General features: G+C 61.6%; 16 protein-coding genes and 2 pseudogenes. 14 read left to right on the top strand and 4 right to left on the bottom strand.

Going from position 1 to position 18,125, the window contains the following annotated elements; translation table 11 throughout:
* Positions 1-59 precede the first annotated feature (59 nt).
* A pseudogene (locus PQR54_RS14595) lies at positions 60-218 on the bottom strand (DUF1214 domain-containing protein); the annotation flags it as partial.
* A 207-nt stretch (positions 219-425) separates the two neighbouring features.
* On the opposite strand from PQR54_RS14595, the gene PQR54_RS14590 reads away from it, so the two are divergent.
* From PQR54_RS14590 to PQR54_RS14535, 12 genes are all read left to right on the top strand, one after another.
* Positions 426-2,798, top strand: a complete 2,373-nt coding sequence (locus PQR54_RS14590; protein WP_408246734.1) for a bifunctional salicylyl-CoA 5-hydroxylase/oxidoreductase — start codon at positions 426-428, stop codon at positions 2,796-2,798.
* Positions 2,795-3,568 carry an SDR family NAD(P)-dependent oxidoreductase gene (locus PQR54_RS14585; RefSeq protein ID WP_408246732.1) on the top strand — a complete coding sequence of 258 codons (774 nt, stop codon included), beginning with the start codon at positions 2,795-2,797 and terminating at the stop codon, positions 3,566-3,568. Before PQR54_RS14590 ends, PQR54_RS14585 begins: the two co-directional genes overlap by 4 nt.
* Positions 3,565-4,125 (top strand): MarR family winged helix-turn-helix transcriptional regulator, encoded by a 561-nt coding sequence (locus PQR54_RS14580; RefSeq protein WP_116122882.1) that lies wholly within the window; start codon positions 3,565-3,567, stop codon positions 4,123-4,125. Before PQR54_RS14585 ends, PQR54_RS14580 begins: the two co-directional genes overlap by 4 nt.
* A 27-nt stretch (positions 4,126-4,152) precedes the next feature.
* Complete coding sequence (locus tag PQR54_RS14575; RefSeq protein WP_408246730.1) at positions 4,153-5,004, top strand: enoyl-CoA hydratase family protein; 852 nt, start codon at positions 4,153-4,155, stop codon at positions 5,002-5,004.
* Position 5,005: 1 nt separating this feature from the next.
* Positions 5,006-6,214: an acyl-CoA dehydrogenase family protein gene (locus PQR54_RS14570; RefSeq protein ID WP_408246728.1), complete on the top strand. Its 1,209-nt coding sequence runs from the start codon at positions 5,006-5,008 to the stop codon at positions 6,212-6,214.
* On the top strand, positions 6,211-6,654 hold the full coding sequence (locus PQR54_RS14565; protein ID WP_408246726.1) for an acyl-CoA thioesterase: 444 nt from the start codon (positions 6,211-6,213) through the stop codon (positions 6,652-6,654). Before PQR54_RS14570 ends, PQR54_RS14565 begins: the two co-directional genes overlap by 4 nt.
* Positions 6,651-7,046, top strand: a complete 396-nt coding sequence (locus tag PQR54_RS14560; RefSeq protein WP_408246724.1) for a RidA family protein — start codon at positions 6,651-6,653, stop codon at positions 7,044-7,046. Before PQR54_RS14565 ends, PQR54_RS14560 begins: the two co-directional genes overlap by 4 nt.
* 72 nt (positions 7,047-7,118) lie before the next feature.
* Positions 7,119-8,759: an AMP-binding protein gene (locus PQR54_RS14555; protein WP_408247166.1), complete on the top strand. Its 1,641-nt coding sequence runs from the start codon at positions 7,119-7,121 to the stop codon at positions 8,757-8,759.
* A gap of 29 nt (positions 8,760-8,788) precedes the next feature.
* Complete coding sequence (locus PQR54_RS14550) at positions 8,789-10,012, top strand: dienelactone hydrolase family protein (protein ID WP_408246723.1); 1,224 nt, start codon at positions 8,789-8,791, stop codon at positions 10,010-10,012.
* Between the two features lie 73 nt (positions 10,013-10,085).
* Positions 10,086-10,763, top strand: a complete 678-nt coding sequence (locus PQR54_RS14545; protein ID WP_408246721.1) for a glutathione S-transferase — start codon at positions 10,086-10,088, stop codon at positions 10,761-10,763.
* Positions 10,764-10,950: 187 nt separating this feature from the next.
* A complete protein-coding gene (locus PQR54_RS14540) occupies positions 10,951-12,468 on the top strand; it encodes a DHA2 family efflux MFS transporter permease subunit (protein WP_408246719.1) in 1,518 nt (505 codons plus the stop codon).
* An 86-nt stretch (positions 12,469-12,554) separates the two neighbouring features.
* A complete protein-coding gene (locus PQR54_RS14535) occupies positions 12,555-13,388 on the top strand; it encodes an AraC family transcriptional regulator (RefSeq protein ID WP_408246717.1) in 834 nt (277 codons plus the stop codon).
* Positions 13,389-13,711: 323 nt separating this feature from the next.
* On the opposite strand, the gene ald is transcribed toward PQR54_RS14535, so the two are convergent.
* On the bottom strand, positions 13,712-14,830 hold the full coding sequence (ald, locus tag PQR54_RS14530; protein ID WP_408246715.1) for an alanine dehydrogenase: 1,119 nt from the start codon (positions 14,828-14,830) through the stop codon (positions 13,712-13,714).
* Positions 14,831-15,463: 633 nt separating this feature from the next.
* Positions 15,464-16,903, bottom strand: a complete 1,440-nt coding sequence (locus tag PQR54_RS14525; RefSeq protein ID WP_408246713.1) for a DEAD/DEAH box helicase — start codon at positions 16,901-16,903, stop codon at positions 15,464-15,466.
* A gap of 55 nt (positions 16,904-16,958) precedes the next feature.
* Here PQR54_RS14525 and PQR54_RS14520 point away from each other — a divergent pair.
* Positions 16,959-17,084, top strand: a pseudogene (locus PQR54_RS14520) (aldehyde dehydrogenase family protein); the annotation flags it as partial.
* A gap of 111 nt (positions 17,085-17,195) precedes the next feature.
* On the opposite strand, the gene PQR54_RS14515 reads toward PQR54_RS14520, so the two are convergent.
* Complete coding sequence (locus PQR54_RS14515) at positions 17,196-17,513, bottom strand: Rossmann-fold NAD(P)-binding domain-containing protein (protein ID WP_408246711.1); 318 nt, start codon at positions 17,511-17,513, stop codon at positions 17,196-17,198.
* 86 nt (positions 17,514-17,599) lie between these two features.
* On the opposite strand from PQR54_RS14515, the gene PQR54_RS14510 reads away from it, so the two are divergent.
* Positions 17,600-17,914, top strand: a complete 315-nt coding sequence (locus tag PQR54_RS14510; protein WP_408247164.1) for a helix-turn-helix domain-containing protein — start codon at positions 17,600-17,602, stop codon at positions 17,912-17,914.
* Positions 17,915-18,125 lie beyond the last annotated feature (211 nt).

Here is an 18,125-nt window from a genome sequence, read left to right as displayed (position 1 = left end):
TATTATGCAAACTCATTGTGGCCTCTCATGGACAGCACTTAGCTCCGACATGCTTCTGCTTACCGGACTCTCGTCATTGGCGGCGGGTAGTACGTGCCATTGGCCACGCCGTCGAGTGGACCGTAATACCGGAACGTCAGCCGGTATTGCGTGCCGCGAGGCGTCGGCAGCCAGTTGCCCGCTGGCGCTGCGTCGGCGGGTCCGTTGTTAGATATGAATAATGTAAATGCAGTTCGCTAACAATGATATTGGCTATGGAACCGAAATGATCATAGCGCCGAGGAAACGATTGACTCAGGCGAGTTGCGTGAGCGGGAGTTTCCACGGCCGCGACCACCAACCTCGCACAACCACATTTACTTGACATCTAAACTATCGAAGCCTAAATTACCCCCATCAGCAGCGTTCACACTTGGGGAACAAGCATGCGCATCGTTTGCATTGGTGGCGGCCCGGCCGGCCTGTATTTCGGGCTCTTGATGAAAAGCCGGAACCCGGCCTACGATGTCACGGTCGTCGAGCGCAACCGTCCGTACGACACCTTCGGCTGGGGCGTCGTGTTCTCCGACCAGACGCTCGGCAATCTACGCGCCGCCGACGCCCCCAGCGCCGACGCCATCCTCGACGCCTTCAACCACTGGGACGACATCGAGATCAATTTCCGCGGCCGGCAAATCCGTTCGTCGGGTCACGGCTTCTGCGGCATCGGCCGCAAGCGTCTGCTGAATATCCTGCAAGCGCGCTGCGAAGAACTCGGCGTCGAGCTGGTTTTCGAAACCCAGGTCACGGACGACAGTGTCTACGAAGCCGACTTGATCATTGCGTGCGACGGCGCGAACAGCGCGGTCCGTCAAAAGTACTCGGCCACTTATCGGCCCGCCATCGACATGCGCGATTGCCGCTTCGTCTGGCTCGGCACTAAAAAACTCTTCGATGCCTTCACCTTTGCTTTCGAAGAAACCGAATTCGGCTGGTTCCAGGCGCACGCTTATCGCTTCGACGATCAGACCTCCACGTTTATCGTCGAAACGCCGGAGCGCGTATGGCGCGCCGCCGGCCTCGACGAAATGAGCAAGGAAGAGAGCATCGCCTTCTGCGAAAAGCTGTTCGCGAAGTATCTGGACGGCAACGCTTTGTTGTCGAACGCGGCGCATTTGCGCGGCTCGTCGCAATGGATTCGCTTCCCGCGTGTCGTCAACGACGAATGGGTGCATTGGCGCAATAACGCGGACGGCTCGCAGACGCCGATCGTCCTCATGGGCGACGCCGCGCACACTGCTCACTTCTCGATCGGCTCGGGCACCAAGCTCGCGCTCGAAGATTCGATCGAACTCGCCAATAGCATCGGCGCGCATCCGGGTGACCTGGCCGCCGCGCTCAAGCATTACACGGACGTGCGCAGCATCGACGTATTGCGCATTCAGAACGCGGCGCGTAATTCGACGGAATGGTTCGAACATGTCGATCGCTATACGTCGTTCGAGCCGGAACAGTTCGCGTATTCGCTGCTCACGCGCTCGCAGCGCATCTCGCACGAAAATCTGCGTGAACGCGACGCGCACTATCTGTCCGGTTTCGAAGACTGGCTCGCCCAGCGCTCCGGCGTGAATCGCGCGCCCGAGAAGCACTCCGTGCCGCCCATGTTCACCCCCTTCACGTTGCGCGGCGTCACGCTGAAAAACCGCGTAGTGGTGTCGCCGATGGCGCAATACTCCGCCGTCGACGGCATTGCGGGCGACTATCACCTGATGCATCTCGGCGCTCGCGCCATGGGCGGCGCAGGGCTGGTCATGACGGAAATGACCTGTGTCTCGCCCGAAGCGCGCATTACGCCCGCGTGTCCCGGCATGTATGCGCCGGAGCATCTCACCGCATGGAAACGCATCGTCGACCTCGTGCATCGTCAATCGGATGCGAAGATCGGCATTCAGCTCGGCCATTCCGGCGCGAAAGGGTCGACACGTGTCTCGTGGGAAGGCATCGATCAGCCGCTCACAGAAGGCAACTGGCCGCTCCTCTCAGCATCGCCGCAACAATATCTGCGTGGCATCAGCCAGCATTCGCGCGAAGCCACGCAAGACGAGTTACGCGAAATCGAAGCGCAGTTCGTCCGCGCCACGCAAATGTCGGCCGAGGCAGATTTCGACTGGCTCGAATTGCATTGCGCGCACGGATATTTCCTGTCGAGCTTTCTGTCGCCGCTCACCAATCATCGCACTGACGAATACGGCGGCTCGCTGGAAAATCGTCTGCGCTATCCATTGCAGGTTTTCAAGGCGATCCGCGCGGTCTGGCCGCAAGACAAGCCGATTTCCGTGCGCATCTCCGCGAACGATTGGGTCGAAGGCGGCACGACACCCGACGACGCAGTCAAGATCGCCCAAGCCTTCAAGGCAGCCGGCGCCGACATGATCGACGTGTCGTCGGGCCAGGTCAGCAAAGAAGAAAAACCGGTATTCGGCCGCATGTTCCAGACGCCGTTCGCCGACCGCGTGCGCAACGAAGCAGGCATCGCGACCATCGCGGTCGGCGCGATCTCCGAAGCGGATCACGTGAACAGCATCATCGCGGCAGGCCGCGCGGATCTGTGCGCGATTGCGCGCCCGCATCTGGCGAATCCTTCGTGGACATTGAACGAAGCGGCCAAGATTGGCTATTTCGACGTGATGTGGCCGAAGCCCTACACCGCGGCTAAGTCTCAACTCGAACGCAACCTCGAACGCGAGCGCGCTCAAGCCGCCGCGAACGCGGGGCTGTCGCCGCAAGAACGCGCGCAACGCGCCGAAGGAACCGTGTGAACACACTCAATTCGACACTCGCGGGACAGCACGCGGTCGTCACCGGCGGCGGCAGCGGCATCGGCGCCGCCGTCGCGGAAGCTCTGCTACGCGCCGGCGCGCGCGTCACGTTGATGGGTCGCAACGCGGAACGTCTCGACGTGCAGCGGGAGAAATGCCGGGCACTGGGCGACGTGGCTTGCATCAGCGTCGACGTCACACAGGAAGACTCCGTCGCGAGTGCGTTCACCGAGGCCGGCGCAATCGACATCCTCGTCAACAACGCGGGCCAGGCGCAAGCCGCGCCGTTCACGCATACCGACATGGCGCTCTGGCAGCGCATGCTGGACGTGAACCTCACCGGCGTCTTTCTCGGCACGCGCGCGGCCTTGCCCGGCATGCTCGAACGCGGCCATGGACGTATCGTCAACGTGGCCAGCACGGCGGGGCAAATCGGCTACGCGTACGTCGCCGCCTATTGCGCCGCGAAACATGGCGTGATCGGTCTCACGCGCTCGCTCGCATTGGAAGTCGCAACGAAAGGCGTCACCGTCAATGCAGTTTGTCCCGGTTACACGGAAACCGAACTGCTGCACGCGTCGCTTGAACAGATCACCAGCAAGACCTCGCGCACCGAACAGCAGGCGCGCGAAACCTTGCTTCGCTCGAATCCGCAACATCGCTTCGTGAGTCCGGAACAGGTCGCCAATGCGGTGCTCTGGCTCTGCCAACCCGGCTCGGACGCCGTCACGGGGCAATCCATTTCCATCTCTGGTGGAGAAGTGATGTGACCAAGTCATCGAACATCAAGAAGCCCGCGGCGGCGGCTGAAACGAAACCGCCGCGCAAGGGCGTCCCCAAACCCGCGGAGAACGTCGTGGACCTCGAAATGAGCACCGGCGCGGATAGTCACATGGGCCTGCGTCTATGGCTGCGCATGCTGACGACGACCAACCTCGTGCAAGCCGAACTGCGCAAGCGTCTGCGCAACGAATTCGACACCACGTTGCCGCGTTTCGATCTGATGGCGCAGTTGGAGCGTCATCCTGAAGGTCTGAAGATGACCGAGCTGTCGCGCCGTTTGATGGTGACGGGCGGCAACATCACCGGCATTACGGATCAGCTCGAAAAAGAAGGCCTGGTGTCGCGCGACAACGATCCGAACGACCGGCGCTCGATCAGCGTGTGCCTGACGCCGGCCGGACGCAAAGCGTTCGACAAGATGGCAATCGCACACGAGCAATGGGTGGTTGAACTGTTCGGCGGTTTGAGCCTCGATGAAAAATCGCGCACTCATCAGCGCCTCGGCAAACTCAAGCAACATCTGCTCGACAGTCTGAAAGACTGATCGGCATCGAACCGCGGAGAGAGACTCATGACACGATCCAACGCCGACGCCCTGCTGGCCGGCAATCGCCTCACGCTAGCCGGCTACGAAGCGCGGCACTTCGGCTGGTCGGTCGCCGACAAGGTCGCGACGATCACGCTGAATCGCCCCGAGCGCAAGAACCCGCTGACCTTCGAGTCGTACGCGGAGTTGCGCGATCTGTTCCGGCAATTGACCTATGCGACCGACGTCAAAGCGGTCGTGATTCACGGCGCGGGCGACAACTTCTGCTCCGGCGGCGACGTGCACAACATCATCGCGCCGCTGATCGATCTGCCGATGCCGGAACTGCTGCTCTTCACGCGCATGACCGGCGATCTGGTGAAGGCCATGCGCCATTGTCCGCAACCGATCATTGCGGCGGTCGATGGCGTCTGCGCCGGCGCCGGCGCGATTCTCGCCATGTCGTCCGACATGCGGCTTGGAACTGCGCGCAGCAAGCTCGCTTTCCTGTTCTCGCGCGTCGGTCTCGCCGGTTGCGACATGGGCGCTTGTGCGATTCTGCCGCGCATCATCGGTCAGGGGCGCGCCGCCGAACTGCTTTTCACCGGGCGCTCGGCAAGCGGCGAAGAAGGCCACGCATGGGGCTTCTACAACCGGCTATGCGAACCTGCCGCGCTGCTTGAAGAAGCGCGAAAGCTCGCCGCCGATCTCGTCGCCGGTCCGACCTTCGCGCACGGCATTACCAAGAAGATGCTGCATCAGGAATGGAGCATGAGTATCGACGAAGCGATCGAGTCGGAAGCGCAAGCCCAGGCCATCTGCATGAGCACACGTGATTTCGAGCGCGCCTACAGCGCGTTTGCCGCGAAATCGCGTCCGGTGTTCGAAGGAGATTGAGTTGAGCGCCAACACCGAACTGGATCCGCATAGCGCGCTGGCGTGGCCGTTTTTCGAGCCGCATCATCGCGAGCTGGCCGCAGGTATCGAAGCATGGTGCCGCGAGAAGCTGAAGCACGAAGACCACAAGGACGTCGACGCAACCTGTCGCCACCTGGTGCGTGAACTCGGCGAGGCGGGCTGGCTGAAATATGGCGTGGGCGGCGTCGCGTACGGCGGCCATGGCGACACGATCGACACGCGCGCCGTTTGCCTGCTGCGCGAAACGCTGGCCAAACACTCCGGGCTCGCGGACTTCGCATTGGCAATGCAGGGACTCGGTTCGGGCGCCATTTCGCTCGGCGGCACGCACGAACAAAAGACCCGCTATCTGCCGCGCGTCGCTAACGGCACGGCGCTCGCAGCGTTCGCGCTGTCCGAACCCGAAGCCGGCTCCGATGTCGCCGCCATGGCGCTCTCCGCGCGCGAGGATGGCGACGCCTACGTTCTCGACGGCGACAAGACATGGATCTCCAACGGCGGGATCGCCGATTTCTACGTGGTGTTCGCAAGAACCGGCGAAGCGCCGGGCGCGCGTGGCATCAGCGCATTCATCGTCGATGCGGATACGCCGGGACTGGAGATCGCTGAACGCATCGACGTGATTGCGCCGCATCCGCTCGCACGTCTGCACTTTGCCGGCGCGCGCGTGCCGCGCAGCCAGATGCTCGGCGCGCCCGGCGAAGGTTTCAAGCTCGCCATGCGCACGCTGGATATTTTCCGCACGTCCGTGGCGGCGGCGTCGCTCGGCTTCGCGCGTCATGCGATGGCCGAAGGTATCTCGCGCGCCGCATCGCGCAAGATGTTCGGGCAGACGCTCGGCGATTTTCAACTGACGCAAGCCAAACTAGCACAAATGGCGTTGACCATCGACAGCAGCGCGTTGCTCGTCTATCGCGCCGCGTGGCTGCGCGATCAAGGCGAAAGCGTCACGCGCGAAGCTGCGATGGCGAAGTGGCACGCAAGCGAAGGCGCGCAACAGGTGATCGATGCTGCTGTGCAACTGTTCGGCGGCATGGGCGTGCAAAGCGGCACGGCTGTCGAGATGCTGTATCGCGAGATTCGTGCGCTGCGCATTTACGAAGGCGCGACCGAAGTGCAGCAGCTGATTATCGGACGCGATCTGTTGAAAGCGCACGCTGCCGCGACTGCCGGAGACAACGCCAAATGAGCGCGTCTTTTGAACGGCCCGTACGCATCCGCTTCTCGCACTGCGATCCGGCGGGCATCGTGTTCTTTCCGCAATATCTCGTGATGACCAACGCGCTGGTCGAAGACTGGTTTAACGAAGGCCTGAATATCGACTACGCGCACATGATCTCGCAACGCCGTGTCGGCTTGCCGATCGTCAAACTCGATTGCGAGTTTTCACGGCCGAGTCAGATGGGCGAAACGATCACGCTGACACTTAACGTGGCAGCAATCGGCCGGCGCTCGATTAGCATCGATATCGTCGGGCAGTGCAACGGCGAAACCCGGTTTCGCGCGAAACAGGTGCTCGTCACGACGTCGCTCGAGCGCGGCACATCCATCGACATTCCCGCCGACATCGCGAGCGCGCTCGCGGCGTTTGCCCCACAGCCGGACTCCACTGAGGCGCATCGCCCATGAAAAAAGCTCTTCTCCCCGCCGGCTGGGTCAAGCCGCGTGGCTACGCTAACGGCGTCGCGGCAACCGGCACGCAGGTGTTCATTGCCGGTCAGATCGGCTGGGACGAACAGGCGCGCTTTCACACGACGGACTTCGCCGCGCAAGCCATCCAGGCGCTCAAGAACGTGCTCGCCGTTTTGCATGAAGCCGGCGGCAAGCCTGAGCATCTGGTGCGATTGACGTGGTACGTCACCGACAAACGCGAGTATCTGGCGTCGTTGAAAGACATCGGCCGCGCGTTTCGCGAGTTGATCGGCGACTACGACATCGCGATGAGCGCGGTGCAAGTGGTCGCGCTGATCGAAGACGAAGCGAAAGTTGAAATTGAAGCGACCGCCGTGGTTCCGCAGTAGCGCAGCACATTCGAAAAAAGCCACCAAGCCAACCGAAGCGCATTCAGCCGGCTCAACGCCCGGGAGACCATGATGGAACCGTCAGCACACGTCGATACCTTCGCGCGCGACAATCTTCCGCCGCAGGATCAATGGCCCGTCTTTCTGCTCGACAACCCGGACGTCGCGTACCCGGCGCGCTTGAACTGCGCGACGGAGTTGCTCGACAGAACCATCGATGCGGGCCACCGTGATGATCCCGCGATCTGGTCCGATGTCGACGGAACACCGCGCGCTACCACTTACGGTGAGCTGCTGGCGCTTGTGAATCGCAGCGCGCACGTGCTGGTCGACGAAATGGGACTGCAGCCCGGCAACCGCGTTTTACTGCGCGGCCCGAACACGCTGCATATGGCCGTGACCGCACTCGCCGCGCTGAAGGTTGGGCTCGTCGTGGTGCCGACCATGCCGCTCCTACGAGCCAAGGAGCTGAAGCAGATCATCGAGAAAGCGCAAGTTGGCGCGGCGTTGTGCGACGCCCGGCTGACCGCCGAACTCGCGCGCTGCAGCGATCCAGAAGACGAGTTTTACTGCACGGGCTTGAAGCAAACCCGCCTCTTCCACGACGACGCCCCTGATTCTCTCGACACACTTGCGATCAACAAGCCCGACCACTTCACCGCGTGCGACACCGCTGCCGACGACGTCTGCCTGATCGCCTTCACCAGCGGCACGACCGGCGCGCCGAAAGGCTGCATGCACTTTCATCGCGATGTCGTGGCCATGTGCGATCTGTTCCCGCGTCACGTGCTCAAGCCTACGTCGAGCGATATCTTTTGCGGCACGCCGCCACTCGCATTTACGTTCGGCCTTGGCGGCTTGCTGTGTTTCCCGTTGCGAGTGGGCGCGTCCACAGTGCTGATCGAGAAGCTCACGCCCGAGACTTTGCTGCAGACCGTCGAACGTTTTCATGCGACCGTCATGTTCACCGCGCCAACGTTCTATCGACAAATGGCGCCGCTGGTTGCGCACCACGACGTCTCTTCGTTGAAGAAAACCGTGTCGGCGGGCGAGGCGTTGCCGGATTCGACACGGCGTTTATGGCGCGACGCGACCGGCATCGACATGATCGACGGGATTGGCGGCACCGAGTTGATCCACATTTTCATTTCGGCGCAGGGCGACGAGATTCGCCCGAACGCCATCGGCCGCGCGGTGCCGGGTTACGCCGTGCAGGCCGTGGACGACGACATGCAACCGGTCGCGCCGGGCACGATCGGCAAACTGGCGGTGCGCGGCCCGACCGGCTGCCGCTATCTCGCCGACGAGCGGCAAAAGAAGTTTGTGCGCGACGGCTGGAACTTGCCCGGCGATTCCGTCTATCTCGACGCAGACGGCTACGTGTTCTACCAGGCGCGCGCCGACGACATGATCGTTTCCGCCGGTTACAACATCTCCGGGCCCGAAGTGGAGAGCGTCCTGCTGCAACACAACGCGGTGTCCGAATGCGGCGTGATCGGCGTGCCGGACGAAACCCGCGGGCAGATCGTCAAGGCATTCGTCGTGGTGAATCCCGGTTACGAGCGCGATGACAAACTGGTCGCGCAACTGCAGGATTTCGTGAAAAATAGCGTGGCGCCGTATAAATATCCACGCGTCATCGTTTTTGTCGATTCATTGCCGCGCACCGAAACCGGCAAGCTCAAACGTTTCGAGTTGCGTACCATGGCATAGCTCAAACTACCTGCACGGAGACACACCGCATGGCCGCCTCTTTCATCGAAGTAGTCGCCCAGGATGGCGGCCGTTTCAATGCCTACGTCGCCCGCCCCGCGCAAGGGTCGGGCCCGGGACTCGTGCTCCTGCAGGAAATTTTCGGCATCAACGACACCATGAAGACGTTGGCCGATCGCTTCGCTGAAGAAGGTTATGTGGTGCTGGTGCCCGATCTGTTCTGGCGGATCAAACCGGGGATCGTGCTCGGTTACGGCGAAGTCGACATGAAACAGGCGCTCCACTATCTCAGCCAGTTCGACACGGATCTGGCCATCGACGATATCGCCGCCACGCTCGCTGCATTGCGCGCCATGCCTGAACAGGCGGGCAAAGTCGGCACCGTGGGCTACTGCCTCGGCGGCAAGCTCGCGTTCCTGAGCGCCGCGCGAACCGATGTCGATTGCGCGGTCAGCTACTACGGCGTCGGCCTCGAAGCGCATCTGGATGAAGTACCGGCAATTCGTTGCCCGATGGTGTTTCACTTCCCCGAAAACGATTCGCACTGTCCGGCGGAGACCCGCGAACGGATCAGCGCGGCGTTGCGCACGCGGCCGCAAATCGAGCAATACGTGTACCCGGGTTGCGATCATGCGTTTGCCGCGCCGTCGCGCCCGCAATACGACAAGCCCGCCGCGATGATGGCGTATTCCCGCACGCTCGCGCTGCTGCGCAAGGTGCTCGGCCCGGTCTACGATCTCAACGCGCTGTGGGAAGCGCATTGCTATTACGAGTTCGCCACGCGCGACGTGGATGCCGTCATGCCGACCATGGTCGCGCAACCCTACGTCAATCACGTTCCGACCATGACCGGTGGAGTCGGCCACGACAATCTGAAGCGTTTCTATACGCATCACTTCGTCAACTCGAATCCCGTCGATACGAAGCTGATTCCGATTTCGCGCACCATCGGCGCGGATCGCATCGTCGACGAATTCATTTTTAGCTGCACGCATAGCTGCGAAATCGACTGGTTGCTGCCCGGCGTTCCGCCGACCGGTAAGTATTTCGAGGTGCCCATGCTGGCGGTGGTTTGTTTCCGAGGCGACAAGCTCTATAACGAGCACATCTATTGGGATCAGGCTTCCGTGCTGGTGCAGGTAGGCTTGCTGAACCCCGAGGGATTACCGGTGGCCGGCATCGAGAGCGCGCGCAAGCTGCTCGACGAAACGCTGCCGTCGAATCAGTTGATGGGCAGCAAATCACGCGTGTGAGGTGCGACTAGAGGCCCGCCTCTGCGCAACATCCTTATGATGTGACACTTCACTGGCCACCGTCACTCGACCCATGCTGATCGTCCATCATCTGAACAACTCCCGCTCGCAGCGTGTGCTGTGGCTGCTCGAAGAACTCGGCGTTCCTTACGAGATCAAGCGTTACCAGCGCGATCCGAAGACGATGCTCGCGCCGCCCGAGTTGCGCGCGGTGCATCCGCTCGGCAAGTCGCCCGTGATTACCGACGACGGCCAGACGATCGCCGAGTCGGGCGCGATCATCGAGTATCTGATGGGCAAATACGGGCAGGGACGTTTTGCGCCAGCACCAGGCACGCCTGAGCGGCTGCGCTACACGTACTGGCTGCATTACGCTGAAGGTTCGGCGATGCCGCCGCTGCTGCTCAAGCTCGTGGCGCTGCGCATTGCCAGCGCGCCGATGCCGTTCTTCGCGAAGCCGATTGCGCGCAAGATCGCCGGCACGCTGCAATCGAGTTTCATCGATCCGCAGTTGAAGCTGCACCTCGGTTATATCAATCAGGAGTTGAGCAAGACCGGCTGGTTCGTCGGCAACGACTTCACGGCGGCGGACGTGCAGATGAGTTTCCCGCTCGAAGCCGGCACGGCGCGCGGCGGCATGGAAGGCCAGATTCCGGCGGTAATCGATTTCCTGAAGCGCATTCATGCGCGGCCGGCGTATCAGCGCGCACTGGAACGTGGCGGCAAGTACGAATTGCTCGGCGGCGATTGAGGTTCGCACCGACCTGGAACTCGTAGTTGTGGGTCGAAATTAGCGGGTGCTAGACTGGCAAATCCCATTGTCGTCAACGAGTTGCCAAACGGTTGGTCTGGACTGCTCGCCGGTTCTTCCGGAGCGGTATCTGTTTCAGCCGCGGCATGTTCGGCATCCAATCGACCATGCCTAAGGAGTCGCCTGCATGACCCATTCCATCCACGGCAACAAACGCTGGCTCGCACTGATCGTGCTGTGCCTCGGCGTGCTCATGATCGTGCTCGATACGACGATCGTGAACGTCGCGCTGCCGTCTATCGCTGCGGATCTTGGGTTTACCGAGACGTCGCTCGTGTGGGTGGTGAATGCGTACATGCTGACGTTCGGCGGTTGCCTGCTGCTGGGTGGGCGGCTCGGCGATCTGTATGGACATCGCAAGCTGTTTCTTATCGGCATCACGTTGTTCACGCTGGCGTCGCTTGCTTGCGGGATTTCGAACTCACAAGGGCTGCTGGTGTGCGCGCGTGCGATTCAAGGTGTAGCGGGCGCCATCGTCTCGGCGGTTTCGCTGTCGCTCATCATGAATCTGTTCACCGAACCCGGCGAGCGCGCGAAAGCCATGGGCGTGTATGGGTTCGTGTGTGCGGGCGGCGGCAGTATCGGCGTGTTGCTCGGCGGGCTGCTCACTAATCTGCTGAGCTGGCATTGGATCTTTCTCGTCAATCTACCCATTGGTATCGCCGTGTACGCGCTCTGTGTCGCGCTGTTGCCGTCCGCGCGCGGTCATGCGCACGGCGAGCGGCTCGATGTGGCCGGCGCGGTGTCCGTCACCGTGTCGCTGATGCTGGCCGTGTATGCGGTGGTGAATGGTAATGAGGCCGGTTGGACTTCGGCGCAGACGCTCGGTTTGCTGTTTGCGGCGCTGGCGCTGCTGGCCGTGTTCCTGGTGATTGAGTCGCGCGTGCAGCATCCGTTGATGCCGCTGGGTCTGTTCCGCTTGCGCAATGTGGCGACGGCGAATGTGGTCGGCGTGCTGTGGGCGGCGGCGATGTTCGCCTGGTTCTTTATCTCTGCGCTGTATTTGCAGCGTGTGCTCGGCTATCGGCCGTTACAAGTCGGGCTCGCGTTCCTGCCCGCTAATCTGATCATGGGGTTCTTCTCACTCGGGCTGTCGGCGCGGGTGGTAATGCGCTTTGGGCTGCGCGTTCCGCTGGCCGTGGGACTGCTGGTCGCGGCTTGCGGTCTTGCGTTGTTCGCTCGCGCGCCGGTTGGCGGCAGTTTTGTGCTCGATGTCATGCCGGGAATGATTCTGCTCGGCTTCGGCGCGGGTATTGCGTTTAACCCGATGTTGCTCGCCGCCATGAGCGATGTCGATCCGAGCGATTCGGGGCTCGCGTCGGGTATCGTCAATACGTCGTTCATGATGGGTGGTGCGCTTGGGCTTGCGGTGTTGGCGAGTCTCGCCGCAGCGCGGAGTGAGGCGGTGCAGGCGTCGTCTGGAGATGCCGTGGCTGCACTGAATAGCGGGTATCACGTCGCGTTCTTGTTTGGGGCGATTTTTGCGGCGGTGGCGGGGATTCTAGGCGGCTTGTTGTTACGGACGGGGCACGCGGGTAGTGCAGGTAGTGCGGGTGCGCATGAAGACGCTCACGGTAAAAACACGACGGCACCGGACGAACATTCCACCGCCACGGGCAACAAAGCCGCGACCGAAAACTATTAAAACGCGTTTCCGCAAAACCGCAATCCCGATCAAACATCCCGCATCGGCGCTCGCTATGCTAGTTCCATGCTGACATGAGAGCCCATATGAACCCGGTTGGAAAAGCGCTGTGGTTTATCGAAAGCCACTTTGCCCACGAGTTGACGCTCGACGACATCGCCACCTGCGGATGCGTGTCGCGTTTTCATCTGGCGCGTGCCTTCGAAGCGGCCACGGGGTTTTCGGTGATGCGCTATGTGCGCGGACGTCGCTTGAGCGAAGCGGCGCGTCGGCTGGCGAGCGGCGCACCGGATATCCTCGCGGTCGCCATCGACGCCGGCTACGGTTCTCACGAGGCATTCACGCGTGCGTTTCGCGAGCAATTCGGACTCACGCCCGACGCGCTGCGCGCGCGTGGCCATCTCGACAATCTCGCCCTCGTGGAGCCGATCAAAATGGACGAAACCCTGCTTACCCATCTCGAACCGCCGCGCTTTGAAGACGGCAAAGCGTTTCTCGTCGCGGGCCTGAGCGAGCGCTACACGAGCGAAACCTGTGCCGCGATTCCGTCGCAGTGGCAGCGCTTTGGCGACTACTTCGGCAAAGCGCCGGGACAGGTCGGCAATGTGGCGTACGGCGTTTGCTATAACGCGGACGACAGCGGCAACATCGATTATCTGTGTGGCGTCGAAGTCAGCGACTTCTCGGCATTGCCTGCTGAGCTGAGCCGGCTGCGTATTTCGCCGCAGCGGTATGCGGTGTTTAGTCATCGCGAGCATATTTCGGCTATCCGGCGCACCTGGAATACGATCTGGAATCAGTGGCTGCCGGCATCGGGACATATTCCTGCCGACGCGCCGAATTTTGAGCGCTATGACGAGAAGTTCGATCCCGTCAGCGGGATGGGTGGTCTTGAGATCTGGTTGCCATTGAAGAGCTGAGGAGCCCGCACGCTCGTCCCGACGATGCATGTGCCGGGTGAGTCGCCAGCAAGCCCGCTATCGGCTGATAGGATGGACGCAATGCCACCGACGTGTCCCGCTCACATGCCTGCTCGCTTCTCCGTGCCCACTTCGTCCATTTCGGCTTGTGCGACGACAATGACGCAAACCGCGCTGGCCCGTACGCCGCGAAATCGGTCGCGTCTCTTCAATTGAATCTCGCGAGTGTCTCACTGCGTTAATGCTTGAAAATCCGGGAGAGGTCGCACGCTGTTGCGACCGCCCGGAAAAAGATTGCCCTCAGATTACCAAGCAGGCGCTACTCAGGCTGCGAGCACCTCACTGACCTCCCAGCTATCTATCCCCAACGCGTCGCCGACCGGTTTGCAGGTGAGCCGGCCTTCATGCACATTCAGGCCGGGGCGCAGGTACACATCGTCGAGCAATGCCTGCTTCCAGCCTTTGTTCGCGATGTCGAGCACGAACGGCAGCGTGGCGTTGTTCAAGGCGAATGTCGACGTTCTTGCGACCGCGCCCGGCATATTTGCCACGCAATAGTGCACCACACCGTCGACGACATACGTAGGCGCGTCGTGCGTTGTCGGACGCGAGGTCTCGCAGCAGCCGCCTTGATCGATCGCGACATCGACAATCACCGCACCCGGCTTCATGCGCGCCAACATTTCCCGCTTGATCAGCTTTGGCGCCGCCGCGCCGGGCAGCAACACGCATCCGATCACGAGATCGGCCCGTTCAAGCAGTTCCTCGACTTGAGCCTGCACCGAGAAGACCGTCTGGATCGCGCTGCCGAACTGCACTGTCAGACGCTTCAGAACGTCGGCGGACCGGTCGACCACGGTCACCCTCGCGCCCATGCCGAGCGCAATCGTCGCCGCGTGCGTGCCGGACACGCCGCCACCCAGAATCAGCACCTCTCCCGGCGGCACACCGGGCACGCCGCCGAGCAGCACACCGCGGCCACCCATCGATTTTTCGAGGCAGCGCGCCCCCGCCTGTGGCGCCAGCCGGCCCGCCACCTCCGACATGGGCGTCAGCAACGGCAAACCGCCTGAACGCGAGGTCACTGTTTCGTATGCGATGCAGGTCGCGCCGCTCCTGATCAGATCGGCTGTCTGATCGGCGTCGGCCGCGAGGTGCAGGTACGTGAACAGGATCTGGCCGCGGGACAAACGTGCGCGCTCTATCGCCTGCGGTTCCTTGACCTTGACGATCAACTCCGCCTCCTTCCACAGACGCTCGACCGAATCCTGAATGCTTGCACCCGCTTTGACGTAGTCGCTATCAGCAATGCCCGATCCTTCGCCCGCGCTTTTCTCGACGGCGACGCTATGGCCGTGTCGAACCAACTCGGCGACCGACACCGGCGTCAGACCAACCCGGTACTCCTGCGTTTTGATTTCCTTTGGTACGGCGATTTTCATTTTATGTCTCCTCGGAGTGGATCAGGCGCTTGCTTGTGGCAAGTGCGTTTGTGATCGCGTCGATTGCGCGTGGTATTGCATCGACGATAGCGTTCGCCTCCGCGTGGGTTAGATAAAGCGGAGGCGTGGAGTCAGAATATCGCTTTGAGCGATGGCCCGTCCAATGATGCCGTTGTCAAGAAGCGGTGCAGCAATGGGCGGGACGACTGCCAGCGCTGGCTTGAAGAAGATGCGGTTGTTGCGATTGGCGATTAGGCTTCATGGTGGTCGGCATTCCCCCCCGCGCACATCGCCTATGATCGGGACTTCCGCCGGCGCATCGCGTAGCGAGTTACTCGAATTACGGCGCACTTCCGGCGTGTTTCTGACGCGGTGCAGTGAATCGATCAGGTTCAGCTTCGCCACACCTGCTGCTTTGCACAACGGGCGTGACGACAGGTTCACTCGTGCCTGATTGGTCCGATCTGCTCCGCGCCCTGCCCCGGCGCCTGTCAGATCTTCTCGCTGACAATGACGCCCGAGAGCGACGCGCAGGTGGCGTTAGTCCGCTGGCGATTGTGACCAGGACGGCGCATAGCCCTTTTCACTCTGCCGTCATTTCTCGCTGGCACTACTCACCCCACCTGATCAGGCTTAGCGTTTGCCGCGGCCGCCTGCGGGTTTGCCAGCCGGCTTACGTGAGCCCGCAGCTGGCTTGCTAGCAGGTTTGCTGCGTGGCTTTTGCACGCTGAATGGGCTATTGCTGGACAAGCTCGTGCCTTTACCCGACGCCACAGCGCGTTGCGCCGCAGGCTTGCGTTTGTTTTCGCCAACTTGCGGGCGCGGTTTCTTGCTGAGCACCTGCACGGCGCCGGGCGCGGCTTGCGGCACTTTGGGCTTCTTAGGCTTCTTGGGTTTCTTGATGATCTGCCCCGTCGCGCTAGTTTGCGGCACGCGATGTTCGGCTTCGAAGCCAGGCTCTTCTTCACGGCGCAGCGTTTGCCGGATCAACGCTTCAATCGCGGCCAGTTGCGGCGCTTCATCGGCACACACAAGGGACACCGCCACGCCGCTGGCGCCCGCGCGGCCGGTACGGCCAATACGGTGCACATAGTCTTGCGCCACGATCGGCAGATCAACGTTGATCACCAGCGGCAGGTCGTCGATATCCAGCCCGCGCGCAGCGACATCGGTGGCTACCAGCATTTGGACTTCGCCCGTCTTGAAACGCTCCAGCGCACGCATGCGCGCCGGTTGCGGTTTGTCGCCGTGGATGGTGTCGACCGAATAGCCCGCATCATCCAGCATGGCCGCGAGGTAATCCACGCCGTTGCGGGTTTTGACAAATACCAGCGCGTGCTGCCAGTTGTTCTCGGCCACAAGGTGCATGAAGAGGTCAGGCTTGTTCTTCTTATCCACCGGCACCACCCACTGTTTGATCTTGCTGGCCGTGGCATTGGGCGGGCTGACGCTGATATTGACCGGGTCGTGCAAAATGCCCGCCGCCATAGCGCGGATATCATCGGTAAACGTGGCTGAGAACAGCAGGGTCTGGCGCTGAGCGGGCAATGCAGCAAACACGGCGTTGAGTTCACGCTCAAAGCCCAGATCCAGCATACGGTCGGCTTCGTCCAGCACCAGCGTTTGTACTTGATCAAACTGCACTGCGTTCTGGCGATTGAGATCCAGCAAACGGCCCGGCGTGGCAACGAGCACATCCACGCCTTTGCGCAACTTCATCATCTGCGGGTTGATACTCACACCGCCGTAGGCGGCTAGAAATCGTAAGTCGAGACCTTTGCCGTAAGCGATAAAGCTTTGTAGCACCTGTTCGGCCAGTTCACGCGTGGGCACCAGCACCAGAACACGCACGCGGTTGCTGGACACCGCCGGGCCGTGTTGCACTAGCCGTTGCAACAGCGGCAGCGCAAAACCCGCCGTTTTGCCAGTACCGGTCTGTGCCGCAGCCATGACGTCATTGCCGCTGAGCACAGCAGGAATCGCCTTGGCCTGCACCGGCGTAGGTGTCTGGTAATTGAGATCCTGCAAATTACGCAGCAAGGGATCGATCAGGCCAAGCGAGGCAAAAGACATTGGCGTATTCCGGGCTAAAGCCGCAATTCTAGCGGTTGCCGTCTGATTGCGCGGCGCAGACGTGTTCTCGGCGGACGAGAAGCGCGCATTCGAGGTCGCGCCGCCGATGGAAGCAGGACGTGTACTCGTCAACACGCTCGCACTCGAACCGGCCGCGCCGTTCGGCGGCTTCAGGCAATCCCGTACCACCTGCTAATACGTTAAATTTGGGCTAAAGGCTGCGACGGTTCCGCCGGGCCGCGACCCTGGAGCGTGGTGGGGAATTGCCGCGACCAAAGACGCTCGGCTTTATTCAGGGGCGTGCGAAAAGGGATGAGGACTGCTCGCGGTACGCATTCGCCTGAGCGCGTAGAGTGTTTGCCTTCGCCTCAAAGGCTTCGACCGCATCCGCGCCGGCGGCGAAGCGAGCAGGAGGCTCATCCTGCGCCGTCAACTCTACCAGCGCAGCGGCAAGCTTGGCCGGATCGCCGCCCTGTTTCCCGTTCATACCTTTCCAGGCGGTCACAGTCTCTTTAGTGCGGGACGCGTAGTCCTCGATGGAGAGTTCGGCGTAGGTAGTTGACTCTGCGTTGAGAAGGTCTGTTCTGAAGAACTTAGGCTCCACCAGCATGGTGCGGATGCCAAAGGGAGCTACTCGCTGGTCCCCACAGCCCGCAATTACAGCATTTTGCAGCCAACGGATAGCCGAGCCAACAAATCGTCAGAGCGCTAACCTGGCTCAAGCAGAATTTCTCAAAGGAACTACTGGCGGATGACCTGGCCGCGCAGGCACACATGAGTACTTCGACGTTCCGTCAGCATTTCCGCAACATCACGGGAACAAGTCCTTTGCAATACCAGAAGCAGTTGCGTTTGCAGGAGGCGCGGCAACTGATGCTCAGCCTTGGCATTGACGCGGGAAGCGCCGCGATCCAGGTCGGCTACGAAAGCGCCTCGCAGGTCAGTCGCGAGTACAGCCGTCTGTTCGGTGCGCCTCTGCGGCGGGATGTGAGGCGACTCCGCTTACCGTGATGTGCACGGTCGCAAATTGCAGGCAGCGATTGGGCGATCTGGGCTATGGGGTCGAACGGCTGCGCGTGTTTAGCCGAACTCGGAAGTACATAGCCGGCCCGAGGGCGAGTGTCTCGGATGACACCCGAGGTTCCGTAGTCGACCCTGAGCGGTCGTACTCCGAGCCGTCGTAAGCGACCGATAGCAAGCGGGGAACGGTCCTTCGGTAAGC

The sequence above is a fragment of the Paraburkholderia phytofirmans genome, assembly GCF_046028095.1.
Classification (GTDB): Bacteria; Pseudomonadota; Gammaproteobacteria; order Burkholderiales; family Burkholderiaceae; genus Paraburkholderia; species Paraburkholderia phytofirmans_A.
The sequence above is the reverse complement of the archived record's forward strand: the minus strand, read 5'-3'. Positions and strand labels throughout refer to the sequence as shown.